Genomic DNA, 19,328 nt, shown 5'->3' with positions numbered 1-19,328 from the left:
CGGAGCTGCTTCACGCGGCTCTGGTTCCCAGCGCACCCGCGGGCATCGGATGCCCGGGACGCATTTCGGGCACGTGTCCCCTCCCTGGCAATACCCTCAATTGGGGGACATTTTTCAATCCGGACTCGCGGCTCGCCCCGAACCGCACCCGTGACCCGAGAAACCCTCGTCTTCGGACCGCCCCCCTCTCCACCCGTTCCCCTCTCCAGAAGGGCGCGTGTGCGGTCCGCTGAGCTCCTCAGCTTCGGGCTGGTCGGCGGGGTCTCGTTCGTCGTGGATGTGGGGTTGTACAACCTGCTGCGGCTGACACTGCTCGACGACAAGCCGATCGGCGCCAAGATCGTGTCGGTGATCGTCGCCACGGTCGTCGCCTGGCTCGGCAACCGCTACCTGACGTTCCGGACCGGTGGGCAGAGGTCCCGCGCCGCCGTCGTCCGGGAGGGCGTGTTGTTCGCGGCCGTCAACGTCGTCGGCCTCGGCATCGCGTCCGCGTGCCTCTTCATTTCGCACTATCTTCTCGGTTTCGAGTCGACGCTCGCCGACAACATCGCCGGAAACGGCGTCGGCCTGGTGCTCGGGATGCTGTTCCGCTATCTCGCCTACCGGTTCTTCGTGTTCCGGAAACCTCGCCACCCGGTCCCCGCGGCGCCCTCTGCTCAGCCATCTGTATCCCGAACCCCCGGAGAATGATGACCTTCTTCCCTCTCGACGACCCGACTCCGTTGCTCACCCCGCAGCCGAGCGCGCCGCAGAACCTCGACATAGTGCCCAATCGCGGCACAGGCGGACTCGTGCCCGCCGATCCGACGACGCTCACCCCAGACCAGTGGAGCTGGGGCGAGTGGATCGGCTACAGCAGCCTGATCATCGTCGCCCTCCTGCTCACGGCCATCGCGGTCACCACCCTGTGGTGGATGCTGCACGCGTGGCGTTCCCGGGCGGGACTCGCCGACACGGGGTTCGCCGCTAACCCCTCCCCTCCGCACCACTCGTTCACCCTGCTCGTCCCCGGGCGGCACGAAGAGGACGTGATGGGGCAGACACTCGACACCCTCGCGATGCAGGACCACCCCGACTTCGAGATCATCGCGATCGTCGGAGACGACGACCCCGGCACCGCGGCGGTCGCGCGCGAAGCCGCGGCGCGCCATCCCCACCTCATCTCCGTGGTCGTCGACTCCAGTGTCCCGAAGAACAAGCCGAAGGCGCTGAACACCGCGCTCGCCTTCGCGACGGGCGACATCGTCGGCGTCTTCGACGCTGAGGACGAGGTGCATCCGCATCTGCTAAGTCTGGTCGACTCGCGCTTCACCGAGACAGGCGCCGACGTCGTGCAGGGCGGCGTGCAACTGATGAACTACCGGTCGAGCTGGTGGTCGCTGCGGAACGTGCTGGAGTACTACTTCTGGTTCCGCTCCCGCCTGCACTTCCACGCCAGGTCGCGGTTCATCCCGCTCGGCGGCAACACCGTGTTCGTTCGCCGCGAGTGGCTCAGTTGGTCGCAGGGCTGGGATGCGGAATGCCTCGCGGAGGACTGCGAGCTCGGCGTGCGCCTGTCGAGCGCATCCGCCAAGGTCGTCGTCGCGTACAGTCCCGAGGTGGTGACCAGGGAGGAGACGCCCGGCAGCCTGACGTCGCTGTTCAAGCAGCGCACGCGCTGGAACCAGGGCTTCCTGCAGGTGCTCGGCAAGGGGGAGTGGCGCCGCCTTCCGCACCGCACCCAGCGCCTGTTCGCCCGCTATCTGCTGGCGATGCCGTTCCTGCAGGCGATCACGGGTCTGCTCATCCCCATCTCGCTCGTGATCGCGTTCACCGTCAAGGTTCCCACCGTCGTCGCGCTGATCACATTCATCCCGCTCGCACCCACCCTGGTGACGATCGCGGTCGAAGTCGTGGGTCTGAACGAGTTCGGCAAGCTCTACGGGCCGAAGGCGCGGGTGCGCGACTACCTGCGGCTGATCATCGGCACCTTCCCCTACCAGGTGTTCCTCGCGCTAGCCGCGATGCGGTCGGTGTTCCGCCAGCTCCGCGGTGAGAACTCGTGGGAGAAGACGGAGCACAGCAACCTGCACCGCACACCGGCCGCCGTCCCGACCATGACGGCCGTTTCCACCACCAGCGAGGTGCGCTGATGACGACCACGCTGCACCGGCCTCCGCCCATCGAGCGCACGCCGTCCGACACCGTCGATCCCGGTTCCCAGTATCCCGTCGTGCACGCGCCGCGCGCCGTCCGTTCCCGCCTGGCCGGCTGGCTGGCCGTCCACGGTCGCACGCTGACCTTCCTCCTGCCCGTGCTCGCGATCGCCGGGCTGGTGCAGGGCTTCAACATGGGCGGCTCGCCGCAGCGGATCGACGACGAGGGGACGTACACCGCGCAGGCCTGGGCGGTCGACACGCTCGGCAGCCTCACCCACTACACGTATTGGTACGACCATCCACCGCTGGGCTGGCTGCAGATCGCGGGATACGCCAAGCTCACCGGCGCGTTCAGTCGCTATGACATCGCGGTGCTCGCAGGGCGGGAGGCGATGCTCGTCGCCACGCTGATCTCCGTGGCACTCGTGTTCTTCCTCGCGAGGAGGCTGAGCCTGCGCAGGGGAACGTCGGCTGTCGCCGCGCTCGTCTTCGCGGTGTCCCCCCTCGCCGTGCAGTTCCACCGCACGGTCTACCTCGACAACGTCGCCACCCCGTGGTTGCTCGCCGCCTTCCTGCTGGCATCGACACGGCGCAACCAGCTGCTCGGGTTCGCCGGGGCCGCTGCCGCGTTCGGGATCGCGGTGCTGAGCAAGGAGACATACCTGCTGGCCCTGCCGTTCTTGATCTGGGTGATCTGGCGGTCGGCCAAGCCCGAGACGCGTAGGTATACCCTCTCGGTCGCCGCGAGCATCCTGGTGCTGATCGGGTTCAGCTATCTGCTGCTGGCCATCGTGAAGGGCGAGCTCCTTCCGAGCACGGGCCACGTGAGCCTGCTCAACGGCGTCGCCTTCCAGCTCAGCTCGCGTGCGTCCAGCGGATCGATCCTCGATCCGGCGAGCTTGATCAACAAGACCTTCGCGATCTGGTGGCAGCTCGATCCAGTGATCATCGCCCTCGGCGCGCTCGCCGCCGTCGGCGGCCTGTTCGTGCGCACTCTGCGACCGTACGCCGCGATGCTGCTGTTCCTGATCGTCTTCATGTTCCGCCCGGGCGGCTACCTCCCTGTGCCGTACGTGATCATGCTGCTCCCGTTCGCTTCCCTGCTGATCGCGGCCGTGAGCGAGACCCTCTGGCGCGCGCGTCGGCGGAGCGGGGCGACGGTCAGGGTGCCGACGGTGCTGTGGGGCGTCGCGCTGGTCGCGGCGCTGGCGACGGCAGTGCCCGTCTGGTCGACGCAGCTTCGCGGCCTGCTCCTGGCCGATCTCGACCGCACGACCAGGCAGGCGCAGCAGTGGGTCGACCTGAACGTTCCGAAGGACTCGCGCCTGATCGTCGACGACTCGATGTGGGTCGACCTCGTGCGTCACGGCTTCGCCCGCGACAACGTCACCTGGTACTACAAGGTCGACACCGATCCCGCCGTCCAGGCGCTCTCGCCCAACGGCTGGCGCGACTCCGACTACGTGGTCACCACCGACTCGATGCGCACGTTCAGCGGCACCTTCCCCCAGGTGGATGCGGCGATCGCCAACTCGGTCACGGTCGCCACGTTCGGCACTGGCACGCAGAAGGTGGACATCCGCCGGATCGACCCGGACGGGATCGCCGCAGCCAAGACCACCGACTCCGGCAACGCGAAGGCGGCGAAGGCCACCGGCGTCGAGGTCGCCGAGAACCCACGCCTCACGGCGGCCGTGGCCGAGCGCACGCTGCTGCGCGACGGCCGGGTCGACCCGCGGGTCAACGTGATGCTCGGTCAGCTTCTCGCCGGACAGCGGGTGAGTGTCGCCGCCTTCCCGCTCCCCGCGGGAGAGACAGCGCCCGCCTCCCGGCGCGTGCTGATCAGCGCGGTCGACGGAGCATCCACGCTCGGTCGCACCGCGGCGGCGACCGCCGTGGCACGCGCTGTCTCGTCCGCATCCGGCATGTACAAGCCGGCCGACGTGCGCTTCACGGAGCGCGGCCTGCTCGTGGAGTTCTCCGAGAGCACGACCGTGCCCGTCACCTCCCCCTAGCTGTTCGATCACAACCCCCGTAGCACGACCAACACGATTGGAACGACCATGCACGCACGAACCTCACGCAATTCCGTCCTCTCCATCGGCGTCAGCGTGGCGATCGCCACGATGGTGACGCTCGCTGGCCCCGCTCCAGCGAACGCGGCCGACAGCACCACCGGCTGGGTCCGCGTCGGCCACTTCTCGGCCGACACCACCGGCGTGGATGTGCAGATCACCGCGCTCGCAGGCGGCGCCACCACGTATGCACTCAAGGACGTCACCTATGGGCAGGTGTCGAAGTACCTCGACATGGCGCAGGGGACGTACGTGATCTCCATGCGGTCGGCTGGCGCGTCGGCGTCGAGCTCTCCGATCGTCAAGCAGTCGGTCACGGTCCAGGCCGGCACGGCGAGCACCGTGGCGGCGTACGGCGCGAACGCCGATCTGAAGACGACCGTGTTCCGCGACGATCTGACCGCACCGGCCGACGGTCAGGCGCGCATCCGGTTGATCCAGGCGTCGACGAAGCACTCGACCGTCACGGTGAAGACGTCGACGGGGCTGCCCATCGCGGCGAACGCGAAGACGGGCAGCGCGACAGGCTATGCCAGCGTGCCCGCAGGACCGTGGACACTCGACGCCTCCGGCTCCGGCGCGAAGGCGGCGGCTGCCCTGACCCTGACGAACGGCAGCGTCAACACCCTGCTCGTGCTCGACAACGCCACGGGCGGTGTCACCCTCACGGGCGTCGTGGACAGCTCGAGCGTCGGAAGTCAGCCGAAGGGCGGCGTGCAGACCGGCGGCGGCTGGCTCGCCACTCACGACGCTGGAACGGGGCCGCGGCAGGATGCGGGCGCTCGCGGCCAGTGGACCGCCTTCTGATGAAGAAGGGCATCCTGATCGGCGCAGCGACGGCGGTCGTCGCCGTGGCGGCGACCGCGTCGATCGCGGCCGTCGCGATCGGCGGCGGCGTCCGGCCGCCACCACCGCAGGCGTCGTCGACTCCGGGGGCGGCGTCCACCCGGTCGCCCGTGCCGACCACGACGGCGGGGCTCGCCCGCGCGTTCTTCGCCGACTGGGTGACCGGCGGCAGAGTCGTGCGGCACGACCAGGGCGGCGACACCGTGAGCGAAGGGCAGGCGTACGCGCTCCTCATCGCCGCGGGCAACCGTGACGAGAAGGACTTCGCTTCGGTGTGGAACTGGACCGCACAGCATCTGCAGCGCCCCGACGGCCTGCTCGCCTGGCGGTGGTCGGACGGCAAGATCGTCGACGACGAACCGGCGACGGACGCCGATCTCGACGCCGCCCGCGCCCTCCTGATCGCGGGAGACACGATGAACCATCCCGAGTGGACGAAAGCGGGCACCGCCCTGGCCGGGCAGATCGCCGACCGGTTGACGGTCGAGACGCAGGACGGGCGCATCCTGTTGCCTGGCTTGTGGGCCGCCACGGCGGAGCCGTTCGCCTACAACCCGTCGTACGCCGCGCCCGCCGCGTTCGCCGTGATCGCGAACTACACGAAGGATGCGCGCTGGACCCAGCTCGAAGCGGGGACCAGGGCTGCGACCACCACGATCCTGAAGCAGACGGCGCTGCCACCCGACTGGGCGCAGGTGCACGCCGACGGCACGATCGATCCGATGCCCGGCGCCCGCGGCTCCGGGCAGAGCGTGCGCTACGGCTACGACGCCGCGCGGCTCCCCCTGCGCCTGGCCGAGTCCTGCGATCCCGCCGACCGCAAGCTGTCCGCCGCGCTCGCCGCTCCACTCGACCGCACGGCAGCCCTGCCCGCCGAGCTCGACCTCGGCGCCGGGCCTCTGACCACCGACCAGCATCCGCTCGCCTACCTCGCGCGCGCGGCCTCCCGTGCCGCGGCGGGAGACGACGCCCGGGCTCTGGCCGACCTGCGTCGCGCGGACGCGCTCGCGGCCACGGTCCGCACCTACTACGGGTCGGCCTGGGCAGCACTTGCTCCGCTGTACCTCGGCTCCACGCGGCTCGGTGGCTGCGCGGAACTGCCGGGGGCGGGAAACCCCGCGGGGTCGTCGTGAGCAGCCGAGCGTGCGGCCGTGTCCGCACCACCATCACGATCGCGCTGGCCGGTGCGGCCGTCGCCCTCCTCGCGGCCTGCTCGGCTGGAGCATCCGGTGTGTCGTCGCCGACCGCGAAGCCGACCCAGCACAGTGTGTCGGCTGCCTCCGGATTCCAGGACCCTGCTTCCCCGTCCTCCGCGCCGACCGTGCGCGGGCTGGCGGTCACCCGCGTGACGATCCCGTCGATCGGCGTCGACGCGCCTGTCGAGCTTCTCGACCAGGATGCGAGCGGCGCGTTGCTCCCTCCCGCGCAGTGGCAGTCGGCGGGCTGGTACCGGTCAGGTGTCGTGCCCGGCCAGGTCGGTCCAGCGGTGATCGCCGGGCACATCGACTCGGACGCCGGTCCGGCTGTCTTCGCCAGACTGAACGAACTGCAGCCCGGCGCATCCGTGACGGTCACGCTGTCCGATGCCTCCGTCGTCGCGTTCACGGTCGACCACAGCATCGACGTCTCCAAGCGCGCATTCCCGACGCAGCAGGTCTACGGCGCCGTCCCCACCCCTCAACTGCGGCTGATCAGCTGCACGGGCGTGTTCGACCGAGCGGTCGGGCACTACGAGAACAACCTCGTGGTCTTCGCCGACCTGTCTCCGGCGCGCTGACCGCGAGCATCCATCACCATCGATCAGGAGCAGTCATGAACACGTCGATCGTCATCATCCCCACGTACAACGAGCGCGACAACCTGGAGTGGATCGTCGGACGGACGCTGCGAGCGACGCCGAACGTCGACATCCTGATCGTCGACGACGGTTCGCCCGATGGCACCGGCGCGATCGCGGCAGACCTGGAACGGGATCACGAGCGCGTCCGCTACCTCGAGCGCGACGCGAAGGCCGGACTGGGCGCCGCCTATCTCGCGGGCTTCTCCTGGGCGCGCGCCAACCACTACCGGCGAGTGATCGAAATGGATGCGGACGGCTCGCACCACCCGGAGGAGCTGCCGACCATGCTCGGCCTGCTCGAGCGCTACGACCTCGTCCTCGGATCGCGCTGGGTGCCAGGCGGCGCCGTCGAGAACTGGCCGCTGCACCGCAGACTCCTCAGCCGCGGCGGAAACCTCTACACCAGGCTCGCTCTCGGGATCAGCGTGCGGGACGCCACGGGTGGTTTCCGCGGGTTCCGGATGGAAGCCCTGGATCGCATCGACCTGCGCACGGTCGAGTCGCACGGATACTGCTTCCAGGTCGACGTGCTCTGGCGCGGGCTGCAAGCGGGTCTCGACGTCGTCGAGTTCCCCATCGTCTTCACCGAGCGCGTCCACGGCGTGTCCAAGATGAGCGGAGACATCGTGACGGAGTCGCTCGCCAAGGTGACCGGCTGGGGCGTGCGGCGCCGCATCAGGGAGCTGGCAGCGCTGCTGCACGGTGCGCCGCTCTCTCCGCTGCGGAGCCACCGGGCCGCCCTGCACTGAGCGCCCGCCCGGTCAGTGCGTCGTCAGGTGTTGGGGAACGTCAGAGGCGAGCGCTGGCATCCGGGCCGGTATGGCCGAGCCGTTCCGCGCTGGCTAGCGCGCGGGGCGCGGCGGCGGGGTCTCTGCGTCCCCGTCGGCGCTCGGTGTGCCTCCGATGTCGAGTCGTGGCTCGCTGTGCCCGGGCTCGTGCCGCTCACCGGCTGCACCGGCTCCGGCTCCACCGGCTGCGTCGGCGGTGCGGTCACCCCGCACATCGGGGTCCACCTCGTCTGCTTTGGCCAGCTTCTCGTCCACGGACGCGCGCGCGTCGCGGGCCTCCGCCGTGTGCGCCTCCGCTTCGCGGCGCCGGCGCTCCGCCTCGACCTCCGCCTGTTTCGCGTCCGCGTCGGCCTGGGCGGCCTTCGCCTCGCGCTCGCGGGCGGCGAGGTCGTCGTCGCGTGCGGCGACGCGGAGGTCTTCCGCGCGGTGCCTGTCTGCTTCGAGCTTCCGCCGTCGGCCCGCTGTCGCGGCGATCACGACGACGATCGCGATCACCACCACCACGACGACGATCAGGATGATCCATCCGGTTGCGTTCATGTCCGGCATGGTACGCGCACGGTGTCCGCGCACCAAGGGACGGCCGAACGCGGCCAGTTCAGCGCAGCAGCCCCGCCAGATGGGCGGCGAGCTGCTCGCCGATGTCGACCCCCTCCGGTTCATACAGCCACTGCAACTGCAATCCGTCCCACAGGGCGATCAGCCAGATCGCCTCGCGCTCGGGATCGAGTCCCTGCCGTAGCTGGCCGTCCTCCGCCGCGCGGGCGAACAGTCGAGCGAACTCCGCGATGCCCAGTTCGAAGCGCCTCTCGAAATACGCGTTGGCCGGATGTGCTGGCGCGGCAGCCTCTGCGGAGAGCACGGCGTACAGCTCGATGAGTCCTGGCTCCCTGCGAGCGTCGTCCCTGGCCTTCGCCGGGAGGTCGAGCAACAACCCGCGAGCGTCGGCCGTGTCGATGTCGAACCCGAACTGTTCGTCGCGGGTCGCGTCCCGATGGGCGATGACCGCGGTGAGCAGCTCCTCTTTACTGGAGAAGTGGTGCAGGAGTGTCGATTTGCCGATGCCCGCCTTCGCGGCGACCTCGCGCAGGCTCGTCGAGTGAAAACCCCTGGCGGCGAACAGAGCGGACGCGTCGGCGATGATCCGCGCGCGCCGCGCCCTCCCTGGCGCGTAGCCCGCAGCGCGTGCCCAGGCTCTGTCGTCATCCCTGGGATGCACGCTGGCCGCGGCACCGGAAGGCGGCGTCGCGATCCCCCTCAGCCTGCTCACGTACGCATCCACCATCTCCGGCACGTCGACGCGCTCCGGGAGGTAGAGGGACATGAGCTGCAGGCCGTCCCACGCCGCGGCGAGCCGCACGGCTTCGCCGGTGACGTCGGTGTCGGGCGGAAGGAGCCCGTCATCGACGGCAGCCTGGAATTGTGCGGCTGAGAGGGTGCGCAGCTCGCGATGGCGCTCGCGGAACCGCTGGTGCGCCGGATGCTCCGATCGAGTGGCCTCCCCGGCGAGCGTCGCGAACAGCGCGGTGTATCCCGGCGTGCTCGCGTTGTGCCGTGCCAGGTCGGCGTAGAGGTCGATGCCGACGCCGTGCGCGTCGACCCAGGCGCGGTTGCGCTGCTCCAGTCCGTCGACGACCGCGTCCAGGATCTCGTCCTTCGAGGCGAAGTGCCGCAGCACGCCGGGGTGCGAGAGCCCGGCGGCCGCCGCGATGTCGCGGAGCGAGACCGCGCCGAAGCCGCGGTCGACGAACAGGGCGGCGGCCGCATCCACGATCGTGGCACGGGTCTGCTGCGCAGCTTCGTAGCGCGCGACCGATGGAGCGGCCCGTCCCGTCGCGACGTCGCTCATCCGCTCTCCCCTCGGCCGGTCAGGGGACCATCCTCTCACACCCGTGTTACCACGCGGACAGGTTTCAGTTACCACGTGGTCTATTTTCGTGTATGCTCAGCCGCGAGCCGAAGATGGCTCAGGTTCACCCGAAAGGAACACCGTGACAGAGTCGTCAACTCTCGCAGTCGATCCACCCACCCGAACACCCGCCAAGGCTCCCCGTTTCTACATCGCCGGACTCGCCATCTCGAACTTCGGTCTCTACCTCGCCCTCCTCACCCCGGTGATGGTCTCACTCGCCTTCAAGGTGGAACACATCACCTCCTCTGCGGCAGAGGCGACCAGCCAACTGGGAATGATCATGGGCGTCGGCGCCCTGTTCGCCCTGATCTGCAACCCGCTCGTCGGTCGACTCTCCGACCGCACAGCCTCCCGTTTCGGGATGCGGCGCCCGTGGATGCTCGGCGGCGTGCTCGTGGGACTGGCCGCGTTCGTGCTGATCGGCGTCGCCACGAGCACCTGGATCGTGCTGATCGCCTGGTGCATCGTGCAGGCGTCGCTCAACGGGGTGCTCGCCGCATCCACCGCGACGGTTCCCGACCAGGTCCCCGTCGACGGACGCGGCAAGGTCTCCGGGATCGTCGGGCTGACGACGCCGCTCGGCATCCTCGGCGGAAGTTTCCTGGTGAACTTCCTGGCCGACGACGTCAGCCGGTTCGTGGTGCCCGCCGTGATCGCGGTCATCCTGGTGCTGGTCTTCGTCTTCACCCTCAGAGACCGCGTGCTGGAGCAGAAGCCGGTGGAGCGCTACGGCGTCAAGGAGTTCTTCGGCTCGTTCGTGTTCAACCCGGTGAAGCACAAGGACTTCGGCTGGACCTGGCTGACCAAGTTCCTCATCTTCTTCGGCTACGCGGGCATCGCGACCTTCCTGCCGTTCTACCTGACGGAGAAGTTCCACCTGAGCGAGGCGGACGCCATCGGCACCATCCTCCTGGCCAACCTCGCCTCGATGCTGGCCATGGCCGTCTCCGGCCCGCTCGGCGGCATCATCTCCGACCGCGTGGGCAAGCGCCGCCCGTTCGTGACGGCAGCGGGACTGATCATGGTGGTCGGCCTGGTCGTGCTCGCCTTCGCTCCGAGCATCGGGATCGTCATCGTCGCGCAGGCGATCATCGGCTTCGGCGCAGGCTCGTTCCTCTCGGTCGACACGGCCCTGGCCACCCAGGTGCTGCCGAACCCGGCCGACACCGCCAAAGACCTCGGCGTGCTGAACATCGCCAACGCCCTGCCGCAGTCCGTCGCCCCGGCCATCGCCCCCGCGGTGATCGCGTTCGGCGCGACCACCGCTCTCGGCGGATACACCCTCTGGTACCTGTTCGGCGCGCTCGTCGCGCTCTCGGGTGCCGTGCTCGTCTACAAGATCAAGGGAGTCAAGTAACCATGACCGACACCGCACAAAGCATCGACACCGCACCAAGCACCGACACCGCACCAAGCACCGACACCGCAGCAGACGTCGACCCGACCTATCGCGACGCCTCCCTCCCGATCGAGGAGCGCGTCGAGAACCTGCTGGGCCAGATGACCCTGGAGGAGAAGGCCGGCCTGTTCTTCCAGACCATGATCGCCATGAGCCAGGACGGAGAGCTCGCCCCCGCCGATCCGGTGTTCGGGCTGCCGTCGAACGAGGAGTACGTCGTCGGCAAGGGCATGACGCACTTCAACGTGCTCGGCGCAGCTCCCACCGCCGAGCTGATGGCGCAGTGGCACAACACCCTGCAGCAGCTCGCCGCCGGAACGCGTCTCGGCATTCCGGTGACCATCTCCAGCGACCCGCGGCACTCGTTCAGCGACAACCCTCTCGCCGGGATGATGGCCGGCCCGTTCTCGAGCTGGCCGGAGACGATCGGTCTCGCCGCCATCCGGGACGAAGCGCTCGTCGAGCGGTTCGGCGACATCGCCCGCCAGGAGTACGCCGCCGTCGGCATCCGCGTCGCTCTGCACCCGCAGATCGACCTCGCCACCGAGCCGCGCTGGGGCAGGCAGGTCGCCACGTTCGGCGAGGATGCCGACCTCACCTCACGGCTGGGCGCCGCATACATCCGCGGCTTCCAGGGCGCTGAGCTCGGCCCGGACTCCGTCGCGACGATGACCAAGCACTTTCCCGGCGGCGGCCCGCAGCAGGACGGCGAGGACGCCCACTTCGCCTACGGTCGCGAGCAGGTCTACCCCGGCGGCCAGTTCGAGCTGCACCTCAAGCCGTTCGAGGCGGCGTTCGCGGCGGGCACCAGCCAGATCATGCCGTACTACGGGATGCCCGTCGGCACCGAGCACGAGGAGGTCGGTTTCGGCTTCAACAAGTCTGTGATCACCGGCCTGCTGCGCGAACGCTACGGCTTCGACGGCATCGTCTGCACCGACTGGGGTCTGATCTCCGACTCCGAGATCATGGGACAGCCGTTCCCCGCCCGCGCCTGGGGTGTCGAGCACCTGTCGCCGCGCGAGCGGATGCGGAAGATCCTGGATGCGGGAGCCGACCAGTTCGGCGGGGAGGCCATCCCGGAGCTCCTCATCGACCTGGTGCGCAGCGGCGAGGTGAGCGAGGACCGTCTCGACGTATCCGCGCGCCGGTTGCTGCGCGAGAAGTTCCGGCTCGGCCTGTTCGACGCGCCACTGGTCGACACGAAGAAGGCCGCAGCCCTGGTGGGCTCCGCGGAGTTCCGTGCTGCCGGCGAGGCAGCGCAGCGCTCCTCGATCACCGTGCTGACGAACACGGCCACGGAGTCCGGTGCACCGGTCCTGCCGATCGCGACCGGCCTGCGGCTCTACGTCGAGGGGATCGACCCGGCGGTCGCCGCCGAGTACGGCACGGTCGTGGACGAGCCGGCGGATGCTGACATCGCCGTCGTCCGGACGCACGCGCCGTTCGAGGTCAGGGCGACCACGTTCGAGAACTTCTTCCACCAGGGGTCGCTCGACTTCACCGAGGAGGCCGTCGCGCACCTCCGCGAGCTCGCGGCGACCGTGCCGACGATCGTCGACGTGCACCTCGATCGCCCGGCGATCCTGACGCCGATCGTCGACGCCCCCGCCGCGATCGTCGCGAACTACGGCGCGAACGCCAGAGCGCTCCTGGATGTGCTCACCGGCTCCGCCCAGCCGCTGGGCAGGCTGCCGTTCGACCTGCCGTCGAGCATGGCCGCCGTCGAGGCGAGTCGCGAGGACGTCCCCTTCGACACGATGGACCCGCTGTTCCGCTTCGGGCACGGGCTGGCGTACTGACCAGACGGCGCGCACACGCACGAGCGGCGACGACTCAGGGGAGTCGTCGCCGCTCGTGTGTCCGTGCCCAGGAGGCTGGCTACTTGCGGAAGGTGTCTTTCACGTCTTCCACGGTGTCTTTCGCCTTCGCCGCGGCCTGGTCGGCCTTGCCCTCTGCGACCTTGCGCTCGTCGTCGGTGAGCTTGCCGATCGCTTCCTCGGCCTTGCCCTTCAGGTCCTGCGCGGTGTTCTTGATCTTGTCTGCTGCACTCATGCTGTTTCTCCTCAGCGTTGTGATGTTCACGACGACCGGGCGGTCGTCGTGCTCGTGTCGACTCGGATGGGCGAACGGACCCGCGAGCGGAATCCTCCGGTGAGCTGGGCGTAGACGATCGGACGAGCGCCCAGCGCGTCCCCGAGCCGGACGACGGCGTCGTCGATGGCGTCGACGACGGTGCGCGGTGCCGCGCCGCGGCGGCAGTTGACGGTGACCTTCAGGGTCGGCTGTCGGCGCACCCGGTATGCGCTGACGGTCAGACCCGCCACCCCGGCGACACCGGCGAGACGCTCCGTGAGCAGCGCTGCCGGGATCGCGGTGTCGATCGAGACCTCGCCGTCGTCGCTGCGCGCACGCAGCACCGTGCCCGTCGAGCCTCCGCCCTGCCGGAACGCGAACGCGATCAGGAGGACGACGAGCACGAGTGCGATGACGAGGGCGATCACGGCGGCGAGGCTGAAGGTCGTGCCCTCCCAGAGCGGCCTGCCGAACAGGTCGTCCGCCCAGGCGGTCACCGTGTGGCCGGTGTCGCGCCAGATCGTGCGCGCGCTCTGATCGACGAGCATCCAGACGATGGATGCGCCGATCGCGAGCGACAGCAGCCCGACGATCGCGAGGAGTGCGCGGTTGAGAGCGCGGTTGGTGCTGTTCACGATCCGACCCTTCCTTCCGGCGAGACGAGCACGGCGACGCGGATCGGGCGTTCCGGCGCGGCGAGCCCGAAGGCGTCGGCGACGGCGCCGCGCACCGCTTCGCGGTCCACGCGACTCCCGGAGACGGGGACGATGCGCACCGTGGCCGCGCGCCGTCCGAGAGACACGGAGACCGCATCCGGAGCCACCCCTGCGGTGCGAGCCGCGACACGGGCGAGTGCGGACGCGACCATGTCGTCGTCGGCCACCACGATGGTGTTGTCTGCGGCGAGCCTGCGTCGCGCCCGGCGGCCGGGAAGCAGCGCGAGGCAGAGCAGGACGACGCCGATCAGTGCGGCGAGCGCCGCGATGCCGACCTGCAGCGCGACAGGGGCGTCCGGCAGCGCGGTCACGGCCGTGAGCATCCCGCGGGGCGAGACGAGCAACGGTCGCAGTCCGAGCAGGGACAGGACGGACTCCGTCGCGACCCAGGCGATCACCAGGACCAGCACTGCCGCAGTGACCACGGCGGCCGTCGAGCGGGGCGAGTGGGTCTCGCGGCGCACGATCCGCGCATCCACGGCACTGATCGAACCTGCTGTGCTCATCGCACTCTCCTTTCCACGATGACGGCGCCGGTGGCGCGGACGTCGACGCGTGTGACCTCCAGGCCGGTGAGTTCTGCCAGCCGTCTGCGGGTGTCGGCGGCAGCATCGGCGAGGCGAACGGTCAGGCCCGTGCCCGTGCCCATGCCCGCTGCATCGTCGGCCGAGTCGCGCAACGGCGACACGGCCACAGGCGACTGGATGCGCACGGCGATGGCGCCGGCGGAGTCGACGACGCGCGCCGCCGTGTCGGCGATCCGCACGCCGAGCGCCTCTGCAGCGACCGCCCTGGCCAGCCGTTCGAGCGCACGCGGCGCGATGCGGTCGCGCCCCGCGGTCATGAGGATGAGCGGCGGCCGCGCAGCGCGTCGGTCAGACGGGCCACGTCGATGTCGCCGCTGACCAGCCGCGCGACGAGGTAGCCGACGAGCATGGCCGCTGCCACGCCGACGAACACCCAGAAGCCGAAGGCGGCCCAGACGACGGCGAGAGCGCCGCCGACCAGGACGCCGAACTTGGCGGAGGTCACTGGACTCGCGCCTCCTGCTCGGCGTCGTCGTCGGACGGCACGTGCACGTCGTTGATGGTCACGTTGACCTCGGTCACCTGGAGCCCGACGATCTGCTCGATCGCCTGCGTGATCGCGGCGCGCACGTCGGCTGCGACCTTCTGCAGCGACACCGGGTACTCGGCGACGATGGTCACGTCCGTCGCGACCTGCGTCTCGCCGACCTCGACGCTGATGCCCTGACCGAGATCGGTGTTGTTGATGGCGTCGCGGAGTGCTCCGAGCGCACGGGCGGCTCCGCCGCCGAGCGCGTAGACACCCGGAACCTCGCGGGCTGCGATTCCCGCGACCTTCGCGACGACAGCGTCGTTGATGACGGTCTTGCCCTGCGCCGCTCCGATGTTCGATACGGCGGTGGTCGTTGTGTTCGCCATGCGTGGTCCTTCCGTCTGCTGCGGGGATCTCCCGCTGCGGTCACTGGTGTGACTCGTGCTCCTGGGACGGGATGCCGCGCCCGTTCGTCACGCTTTCGGAGCAGAAAACTCCGAAAATCTTTCCTGGCATACTGTTCGCCTGTCTAACATGATGCGAGCGGTCGCTCAAGCGCACCGTCGAACCGAGGGGGGTGCCGTGCCGAGGACGAGCGTGTCCGACCTGTGGGACGCGGCAGACGACACCCTCGCCGGACGGGCTGCGGACGGCGACACCGTCGCCTTCGAGGTGCTGGTGCGCCGCCACGGCCCGCTGATGCGGGCGTACGCGGCCAGGATGCTCGGCTCGACCTACGAGTCGGACGACGTGGTGCAGGAGACTTTCGTCACCGCGTGGCGTCGGCTCGGCGAACTTCAGGAAGGCGCAGCGGTCAGGAGCTGGCTGATGCGCATCCTGAGCAGACGCTGCATCGACAGGATCCGCGCCCGCCACGAGCACGACGACGTGACAGAGCTGGATGCGCCGACTCCCGACCGCGACGAGCCGAGCAGGGTCGCAGAGGCGCGCACGGCGACCGAAGCCCTTGGTCGTGCGCTGGACCGGTTGCCGCCGCTGCAGAAGAGATGCTGGGTGCTGCGCGAGGTCGGACAGTACAGTTACGACGACATAGCGCGCGAGCTCGACGTCCCCGTGTCGACCGTGCGCGGACAGTTGGCCCGTGGCCGCAGGAAGCTGCTCGACGAAATGGAGGAATGGCGATGACCGATCCGCTGCTCCCCGCCGACGAGCTGATCGACGGGCACACCCTCGACGAACTGAGCGACTACCTGGCGGCCGGTCGCGCGCCCGCCGATCCCGCGATCGACGACTCTCCCGAGTGCCGCGCGGCCCTCACGGCGCTGGAGCGTCTCGGCCGCGCCACGAGAGACCTCCTCGACGAGGAGGCCGCGGCCGCGCCGGCGGACGACGACTGGGTCGGCCGCATCCTCACCGGGATCCGGCTGGATGTGCAGTCCGGCCGCCGCATCCCCGTCGTGCACCCCGACCCCGCCGCCGATCTCGCCCTGACGGAGGGCGCTGTCCGGGCGCTCGTCCGCAGCGTCGGCGACGGCATCGACGGCGTGCTCGTCGGACGGTGCAGGCTGGACGGCGACGTGGAGACGCCGGGGGCGCCGATCGCGGTCCACCTCGAGATCTCGGTGCGCTACGGCGCATCCATGGCGAACGCCGCGGCCGAGGTGCGCGCGGCTGTGATCGGCGAACTCGCCAGGCACGCCGAGCTGACGATCGACTCCGTGGATGTGGTCGTCACCGATGTGCGCGAGTCACGCGCGGGAAGGGACGGACGATGAGCGAGACGCGCGAGGCGGACGGCGCGGCCGCCGAGGAGTCGACGGCCGCTCTCGCCGCCAGCATCCTGGCCGTCCCCGGCGTCGACACGCTGTATCCCGCCGCCGCCCCGCTCGCCCAGGTGGCCACCGCGATCGGCTCTGCGATCGCGACGGGAGCGGTGCAGCAGGAGGACGTTCTGGTGGCGGGGGACCGCATCCGCATCCGGATCGGGGTGGACGGCGTGGAGTCGGCCGCCGAGGTGTGCCGCCGCGTCTACGAGGTCGCCAGCGCGTGGGCGTCGTCGTCCGGGCGCGCGGGAGCGGTCATCGACGTCACGGCGGCGACGATCGGGGCGTGAGCGCGGCCAGCGGTGTCATGGCGCCGTCGAGGTGACCGAGCAGTCGTCGTAGTCGATCCTCCCTGTCGACGTCGTCTCGTTCGTCGAGTAGAACTGCGGGATGATCCGTTCGCCGGAGGTCGCTGCGACGCCGGTGATGCTCACGTGCGTCCAGGCCCCTGTCGGCACGGCGGACGTCTGCTTGCCGAGGTGGACGTCGCTGCTGAAGGACTGCGTGTACTCGAGGAGTTCCGCGGTGAGGCTGAGGGTTCCCGCCGTCGACCGCACCCAGCAGGATGCGGTGTAGCTCTTCCCTGCCACGCTGTTGCCGACCACCGTGTTCTGGGTCATCCCGACCAGGCCGACGTTCGCGGAGGTCGCGGCGATCTCCAGCGCACCGGCGCCGCTGCGGACCGGCGACGCGACGCGGGTCAGGACTCCGCTCGTGAAGGCCTTCCAGCCGCCGGGGCCCGACTCGAATCCCGGATCGGGCAGGAGCTCCTTCGCGACGGGAGGCGGGGGAGGCGGCGGCGGGGTCGCCCCGGCCACCGGGCTCAGGGTGACGTACGCTGCCGCGCCCGAGCCCGCGGCGTTGATCGCGAAAACCACGTACTGGTAGTGGAACCCGTTCGTGAGGCCCGTCACGGTCGCGCTTCTCGCGGTGGCGGGAAGCAGCACGCTCGCGCCCGTGTTCGTGTTGCGCACCTGGTACTGGGTGATCGGGAGGTTGCCGTCGCTCACGGGAGGTGAGAACGTCACGGTTCCGCCCCCGTCGCGGGACACGGCCGCCACGTTCGTCGGAGGTCCAGGGACCGTGTACGGAGTCTGCGCCGTGCCGACTGCGATGGTCTTCGTCACCGGGGCGCTGACGTTCCCGCTCGCATCCACGGCGTAGACGGCGACCGTGTACTGACCAGGGGTCAGGCCGGGCAACGTGGCCGACGTCCCCGTTCCGTCGGCGACGGCCATCCCGCTGAGCACCCCGACCGTGGATGCGGACCCCGGCGAGACCCGCACGATGGTGTGGCCGACGTCACCGGACGTCGACGCCGTCCAGCTCACTGCCGGTGTCGCGCCCGACCCGACGGTGAGTCCGGTCGGCGCGGCGGGCGGCGTGGTGTCCGACCGGTACTGCCAGAGCAGGGTCCCCGTCATCGGGTTCTGGTTCGGCAGGTCGTCGCAGCGCTCCGAGTATGCGATCTTCGCCATCTCCACGAGCCCGAGCGCGTCGGTGATGAGGCTCTGCACGTCGATCGTGCCGTCCATCACCGTGCATCCCGTGCTGTCGACGGTTGCGCGGAAGCCGTACTGCGTCGTCGGCACGGCGCCGGACCACGGCCCGGTCGTGTGCACTCCGAGCGTCAGCGGCGGCCCGTTGTTCGACGGGCCTCCTCCCGTCGGCAGGATCTGGATCTGCCCGAAGACCGACGGGTTCGTGCTGGTCGCCGTCCAGGCGTATCCGCCGTTGACGATCGACTCGGCGATGATGTCCGGCCCGTTCGAGTATGTGTGCGTCGCGCCCTTGTCGATCGGGTCGTTCCCCGACGTCGTGAACGACGATGTGCCCTGCGCAGCGGCACCGCTCAGGGCGACCGATTGGACGGCGCCGCCGACCGGAACGCGCAGCGTGGCCGTGCGCGGGCCGGGCGCCTTGGGGGAGAAGCCGACCTTGAACGAGCAGGTGGCGCCGGCAGCCAGCGACGACCCGCAGGTGCCTCCGGATGCGGCGAAGTCGGCCGCCCCGACGCCGGCGAACGTCGGTGCGCCGATCGGCACCGCGGCCGACGTCGTGTTGTGCAGCCACTCTGCCTGCTGCGCCGGAGCACTCGCAAAGCCGATCGGCGTCGCGGGGAAGGCGAGCGTCCGGGCGCCGAGGTCGACGCCTCCCGGCTGCGGCTCGTCCATGCTCAGTTCACCGAGGCCGTGGAGCACCACATCGAAGCGGTAGATCTGTCCGATGCTGTTCCAGGCGAGATCGCGGATGTCGAGCTCGCCGGTGAACCCGGCGCCGGAACCGTTCGCTTCCAGGCGCACGGTCGGCAGTGACGGGCCGCTCTCCTGCCCGGTGTCGACGAGCGCGTAGTCGCCCATCGCGAGGGGCTTCCCCGCCGGCGGGACCACCGAGACGTTCACGGCGCCGGTCGAGATCGCGATGCCCTGCGAGAGCGTCGCGTACGACAGCTTCGCCGTGCCGTTGTCCCCGAACTGGTATGCGGGCTGGGACGCCTGATCGACGCCGTACTTCAGGGACAGGATCGGCGGAACCGTCGCCGCCTCCGCTCCAGGGGCTACGAGCACGGCCGCCGCCAGTGCGAACCCTGCGATCGCTGCCGCGACGCCCACCATCTGCCGACTCCGGCCCATGTCTCCACCCGTCCCCGCCTCGCGGCGGGCCCGAGCGTGTCCGCCGCTGCGACGCTACCCCT

At 69.9% G+C, this 19,328-nt stretch carries 21 protein-coding genes; 12 read left to right on the top strand and 9 right to left on the bottom strand.

What is annotated here, in order from left to right; genetic code table 11:
* Positions 1 to 219: 219 nt before the first annotated feature.
* The 7 genes from ACYVGI_RS02635 to ACYVGI_RS02605 are packed head-to-tail and all read left to right on the top strand — an operon-like array spanning position 220 to position 7,648.
* Positions 220 to 690 (top strand): GtrA family protein, encoded by a 471-nt coding sequence (locus tag ACYVGI_RS02635; RefSeq protein ID WP_460631100.1) that lies wholly within the window; start codon positions 220 to 222, stop codon positions 688 to 690.
* On the top strand, positions 690 to 2,132 hold the full coding sequence (locus tag ACYVGI_RS02630) for a glycosyltransferase (protein WP_460631099.1): 1,443 nt from the start codon (positions 690 to 692) through the stop codon (positions 2,130 to 2,132). Before ACYVGI_RS02635 ends, ACYVGI_RS02630 begins: the two co-directional genes overlap by 1 nt.
* Entirely contained in the window at positions 2,132 to 4,153 is a 2,022-nt protein-coding gene (locus ACYVGI_RS02625; protein WP_460631098.1) for an ArnT family glycosyltransferase, read from the top strand. The genes ACYVGI_RS02630 and ACYVGI_RS02625 overlap by 1 nt, the downstream gene beginning before the upstream one ends.
* 48 nt (positions 4,154 to 4,201) lie before the next feature.
* Positions 4,202 to 5,020, top strand: coding sequence for a DUF4397 domain-containing protein (locus tag ACYVGI_RS02620; protein ID WP_460631097.1), 819 nt, complete (start codon positions 4,202 to 4,204; stop codon positions 5,018 to 5,020).
* Complete coding sequence (locus ACYVGI_RS02615) at positions 5,020 to 6,192, top strand: glycosyl hydrolase family 8 (RefSeq protein WP_460631096.1); 1,173 nt, start codon at positions 5,020 to 5,022, stop codon at positions 6,190 to 6,192. The genes ACYVGI_RS02620 and ACYVGI_RS02615 overlap by 1 nt, the downstream gene beginning before the upstream one ends.
* Positions 6,189 to 6,836, top strand: coding sequence for a class F sortase (locus ACYVGI_RS02610; protein WP_460631095.1), 648 nt, complete (start codon positions 6,189 to 6,191; stop codon positions 6,834 to 6,836). Before ACYVGI_RS02615 ends, ACYVGI_RS02610 begins: the two co-directional genes overlap by 4 nt.
* Positions 6,837 to 6,871: 35 nt before the next feature.
* Positions 6,872 to 7,648 carry a polyprenol monophosphomannose synthase gene (locus ACYVGI_RS02605; RefSeq protein ID WP_460631094.1) on the top strand — a complete coding sequence of 259 codons (777 nt, stop codon included), beginning with the start codon at positions 6,872 to 6,874 and terminating at the stop codon, positions 7,646 to 7,648.
* A 93-nt stretch (positions 7,649 to 7,741) separates the two neighbouring features.
* Here the strand turns inward: ACYVGI_RS02605 and ACYVGI_RS02600 are convergent, their stop codons facing one another.
* Both ACYVGI_RS02600 and ACYVGI_RS02595 read right to left on the bottom strand, forming a co-directional pair.
* Positions 7,742 to 8,227, bottom strand: coding sequence for a hypothetical protein (locus tag ACYVGI_RS02600; RefSeq protein ID WP_460631093.1), 486 nt, complete (start codon positions 8,225 to 8,227; stop codon positions 7,742 to 7,744).
* A gap of 58 nt (positions 8,228 to 8,285) precedes the next feature.
* Positions 8,286 to 9,536 (bottom strand): TetR family transcriptional regulator, encoded by a 1,251-nt coding sequence (locus tag ACYVGI_RS02595; RefSeq protein ID WP_460631092.1) that lies wholly within the window; start codon positions 9,534 to 9,536, stop codon positions 8,286 to 8,288.
* 142 nt (positions 9,537 to 9,678) lie between these two features.
* Between ACYVGI_RS02595 and ACYVGI_RS02590 the strand changes: the two genes are divergently transcribed.
* The gene (locus ACYVGI_RS02590) at positions 9,679 to 10,956 is read left to right on the top strand and encodes an MFS transporter (protein ID WP_460631091.1); all 1,278 of its coding nucleotides are present in this window, start codon (positions 9,679 to 9,681) and stop codon (positions 10,954 to 10,956) included.
* 2 nt (positions 10,957 to 10,958) lie between these two features.
* Entirely contained in the window at positions 10,959 to 12,800 is a 1,842-nt protein-coding gene (locus ACYVGI_RS02585; protein ID WP_460631090.1) for a glycoside hydrolase family 3 protein, read from the top strand.
* Between the two features lie 79 nt (positions 12,801 to 12,879).
* Here ACYVGI_RS02585 and ACYVGI_RS02580 read toward each other — a convergent pair whose 3' ends face one another.
* From ACYVGI_RS02580 to ACYVGI_RS02555, 6 genes are read right to left on the bottom strand one after another with little or no spacing between them, the layout of a single operon-like run.
* Positions 12,880 to 13,053, bottom strand: a complete 174-nt coding sequence (locus tag ACYVGI_RS02580; RefSeq protein ID WP_460631089.1) for a CsbD family protein — start codon at positions 13,051 to 13,053, stop codon at positions 12,880 to 12,882.
* A 26-nt stretch (positions 13,054 to 13,079) separates the two neighbouring features.
* Entirely contained in the window at positions 13,080 to 13,709 is a 630-nt protein-coding gene (locus tag ACYVGI_RS02575; RefSeq protein WP_460631088.1) for a hypothetical protein, read from the bottom strand.
* A complete protein-coding gene (locus tag ACYVGI_RS02570) occupies positions 13,706 to 14,296 on the bottom strand; it encodes a DUF6286 domain-containing protein (protein WP_460631087.1) in 591 nt (196 codons plus the stop codon). Before ACYVGI_RS02570 ends, ACYVGI_RS02575 begins: the two co-directional genes overlap by 4 nt.
* Entirely contained in the window at positions 14,293 to 14,634 is a 342-nt protein-coding gene (locus tag ACYVGI_RS02565; protein WP_460631086.1) for a hypothetical protein, read from the bottom strand. Before ACYVGI_RS02565 ends, ACYVGI_RS02570 begins: the two co-directional genes overlap by 4 nt.
* Positions 14,631 to 14,822 (bottom strand): hypothetical protein, encoded by a 192-nt coding sequence (locus ACYVGI_RS02560; RefSeq protein WP_460631085.1) that lies wholly within the window; start codon positions 14,820 to 14,822, stop codon positions 14,631 to 14,633. Before ACYVGI_RS02560 ends, ACYVGI_RS02565 begins: the two co-directional genes overlap by 4 nt.
* A complete protein-coding gene (locus tag ACYVGI_RS02555) occupies positions 14,819 to 15,235 on the bottom strand; it encodes an Asp23/Gls24 family envelope stress response protein (RefSeq protein WP_460631084.1) in 417 nt (138 codons plus the stop codon). Before ACYVGI_RS02555 ends, ACYVGI_RS02560 begins: the two co-directional genes overlap by 4 nt.
* A 196-nt stretch (positions 15,236 to 15,431) precedes the next feature.
* Between ACYVGI_RS02555 and ACYVGI_RS02550 the strand changes: the two genes are divergently transcribed.
* The 3 genes from ACYVGI_RS02550 to ACYVGI_RS02540 are packed head-to-tail and all read left to right on the top strand — an operon-like array spanning position 15,432 to position 16,923.
* Positions 15,432 to 15,995, top strand: coding sequence for an RNA polymerase sigma factor (locus ACYVGI_RS02550; RefSeq protein ID WP_460631083.1), 564 nt, complete (start codon positions 15,432 to 15,434; stop codon positions 15,993 to 15,995).
* Positions 15,992 to 16,585, top strand: coding sequence for a hypothetical protein (locus ACYVGI_RS02545; protein WP_460631082.1), 594 nt, complete (start codon positions 15,992 to 15,994; stop codon positions 16,583 to 16,585). Before ACYVGI_RS02550 ends, ACYVGI_RS02545 begins: the two co-directional genes overlap by 4 nt.
* Positions 16,582 to 16,923 (top strand): hypothetical protein, encoded by a 342-nt coding sequence (locus tag ACYVGI_RS02540; RefSeq protein WP_460631081.1) that lies wholly within the window; start codon positions 16,582 to 16,584, stop codon positions 16,921 to 16,923. The genes ACYVGI_RS02545 and ACYVGI_RS02540 overlap by 4 nt, the downstream gene beginning before the upstream one ends.
* 15 nt (positions 16,924 to 16,938) lie before the next feature.
* Here the strand turns inward: ACYVGI_RS02540 and ACYVGI_RS02535 are convergent, their stop codons facing one another.
* Positions 16,939 to 19,266, bottom strand: a complete 2,328-nt coding sequence (locus ACYVGI_RS02535; protein ID WP_460631080.1) for a fibronectin type III domain-containing protein — start codon at positions 19,264 to 19,266, stop codon at positions 16,939 to 16,941.
* Positions 19,267 to 19,328: the final 62 nt, after the last annotated feature.

It is taken from the genome of Leifsonia lichenia, from assembly GCF_054780215.1.
Note: the sequence above shows the minus strand (reverse complement) of the source record. Positions and strands in the feature narration are given on the sequence as shown.

What these genes read in the sequence shown, in the direction of transcription:
- ACYVGI_RS02555 (WP_460631084.1), bottom strand. Translation starts at nt 15,235, where the DNA reads ATGGCGAACACAACGACCACCGCCGTATCGAACATCGGAGCGGCGCAG.
- ACYVGI_RS02630 (WP_460631099.1), top strand. Translation starts at nt 690, where the DNA reads ATGACCTTCTTCCCTCTCGACGACCCGACTCCGTTGCTCACCCCGCAG.
- ACYVGI_RS02585 (WP_460631090.1), top strand. Translation starts at nt 10,959, where the DNA reads ATGACCGACACCGCACAAAGCATCGACACCGCACCAAGCACCGACACC.
- ACYVGI_RS02540 (WP_460631081.1), top strand. Translation starts at nt 16,582, where the DNA reads ATGAGCGAGACGCGCGAGGCGGACGGCGCGGCCGCCGAGGAGTCGACG.
- ACYVGI_RS02570 (WP_460631087.1), bottom strand. Translation starts at nt 14,296, where the DNA reads ATGAGCACAGCAGGTTCGATCAGTGCCGTGGATGCGCGGATCGTGCGC.
- ACYVGI_RS02535 (WP_460631080.1), bottom strand. Translation starts at nt 19,266, where the DNA reads ATGGGCCGGAGTCGGCAGATGGTGGGCGTCGCGGCAGCGATCGCAGGG.
- ACYVGI_RS02545 (WP_460631082.1), top strand. Translation starts at nt 15,992, where the DNA reads ATGACCGATCCGCTGCTCCCCGCCGACGAGCTGATCGACGGGCACACC.
- ACYVGI_RS02605 (WP_460631094.1), top strand. Translation starts at nt 6,872, where the DNA reads ATGAACACGTCGATCGTCATCATCCCCACGTACAACGAGCGCGACAAC.
- ACYVGI_RS02620 (WP_460631097.1), top strand. Translation starts at nt 4,202, where the DNA reads ATGCACGCACGAACCTCACGCAATTCCGTCCTCTCCATCGGCGTCAGC.
- ACYVGI_RS02580 (WP_460631089.1), bottom strand. Translation starts at nt 13,053, where the DNA reads ATGAGTGCAGCAGACAAGATCAAGAACACCGCGCAGGACCTGAAGGGC.
- ACYVGI_RS02600 (WP_460631093.1), bottom strand. Translation starts at nt 8,227, where the DNA reads ATGAACGCAACCGGATGGATCATCCTGATCGTCGTCGTGGTGGTGGTG.
- ACYVGI_RS02565 (WP_460631086.1), bottom strand. Translation starts at nt 14,634, where the DNA reads ATGACCGCGGGGCGCGACCGCATCGCGCCGCGTGCGCTCGAACGGCTG.
- ACYVGI_RS02625 (WP_460631098.1), top strand. Translation starts at nt 2,132, where the DNA reads ATGACGACCACGCTGCACCGGCCTCCGCCCATCGAGCGCACGCCGTCC.
- ACYVGI_RS02595 (WP_460631092.1), bottom strand. Translation starts at nt 9,536, where the DNA reads ATGAGCGACGTCGCGACGGGACGGGCCGCTCCATCGGTCGCGCGCTAC.
- ACYVGI_RS02615 (WP_460631096.1), top strand. Translation starts at nt 5,020, where the DNA reads ATGAAGAAGGGCATCCTGATCGGCGCAGCGACGGCGGTCGTCGCCGTG.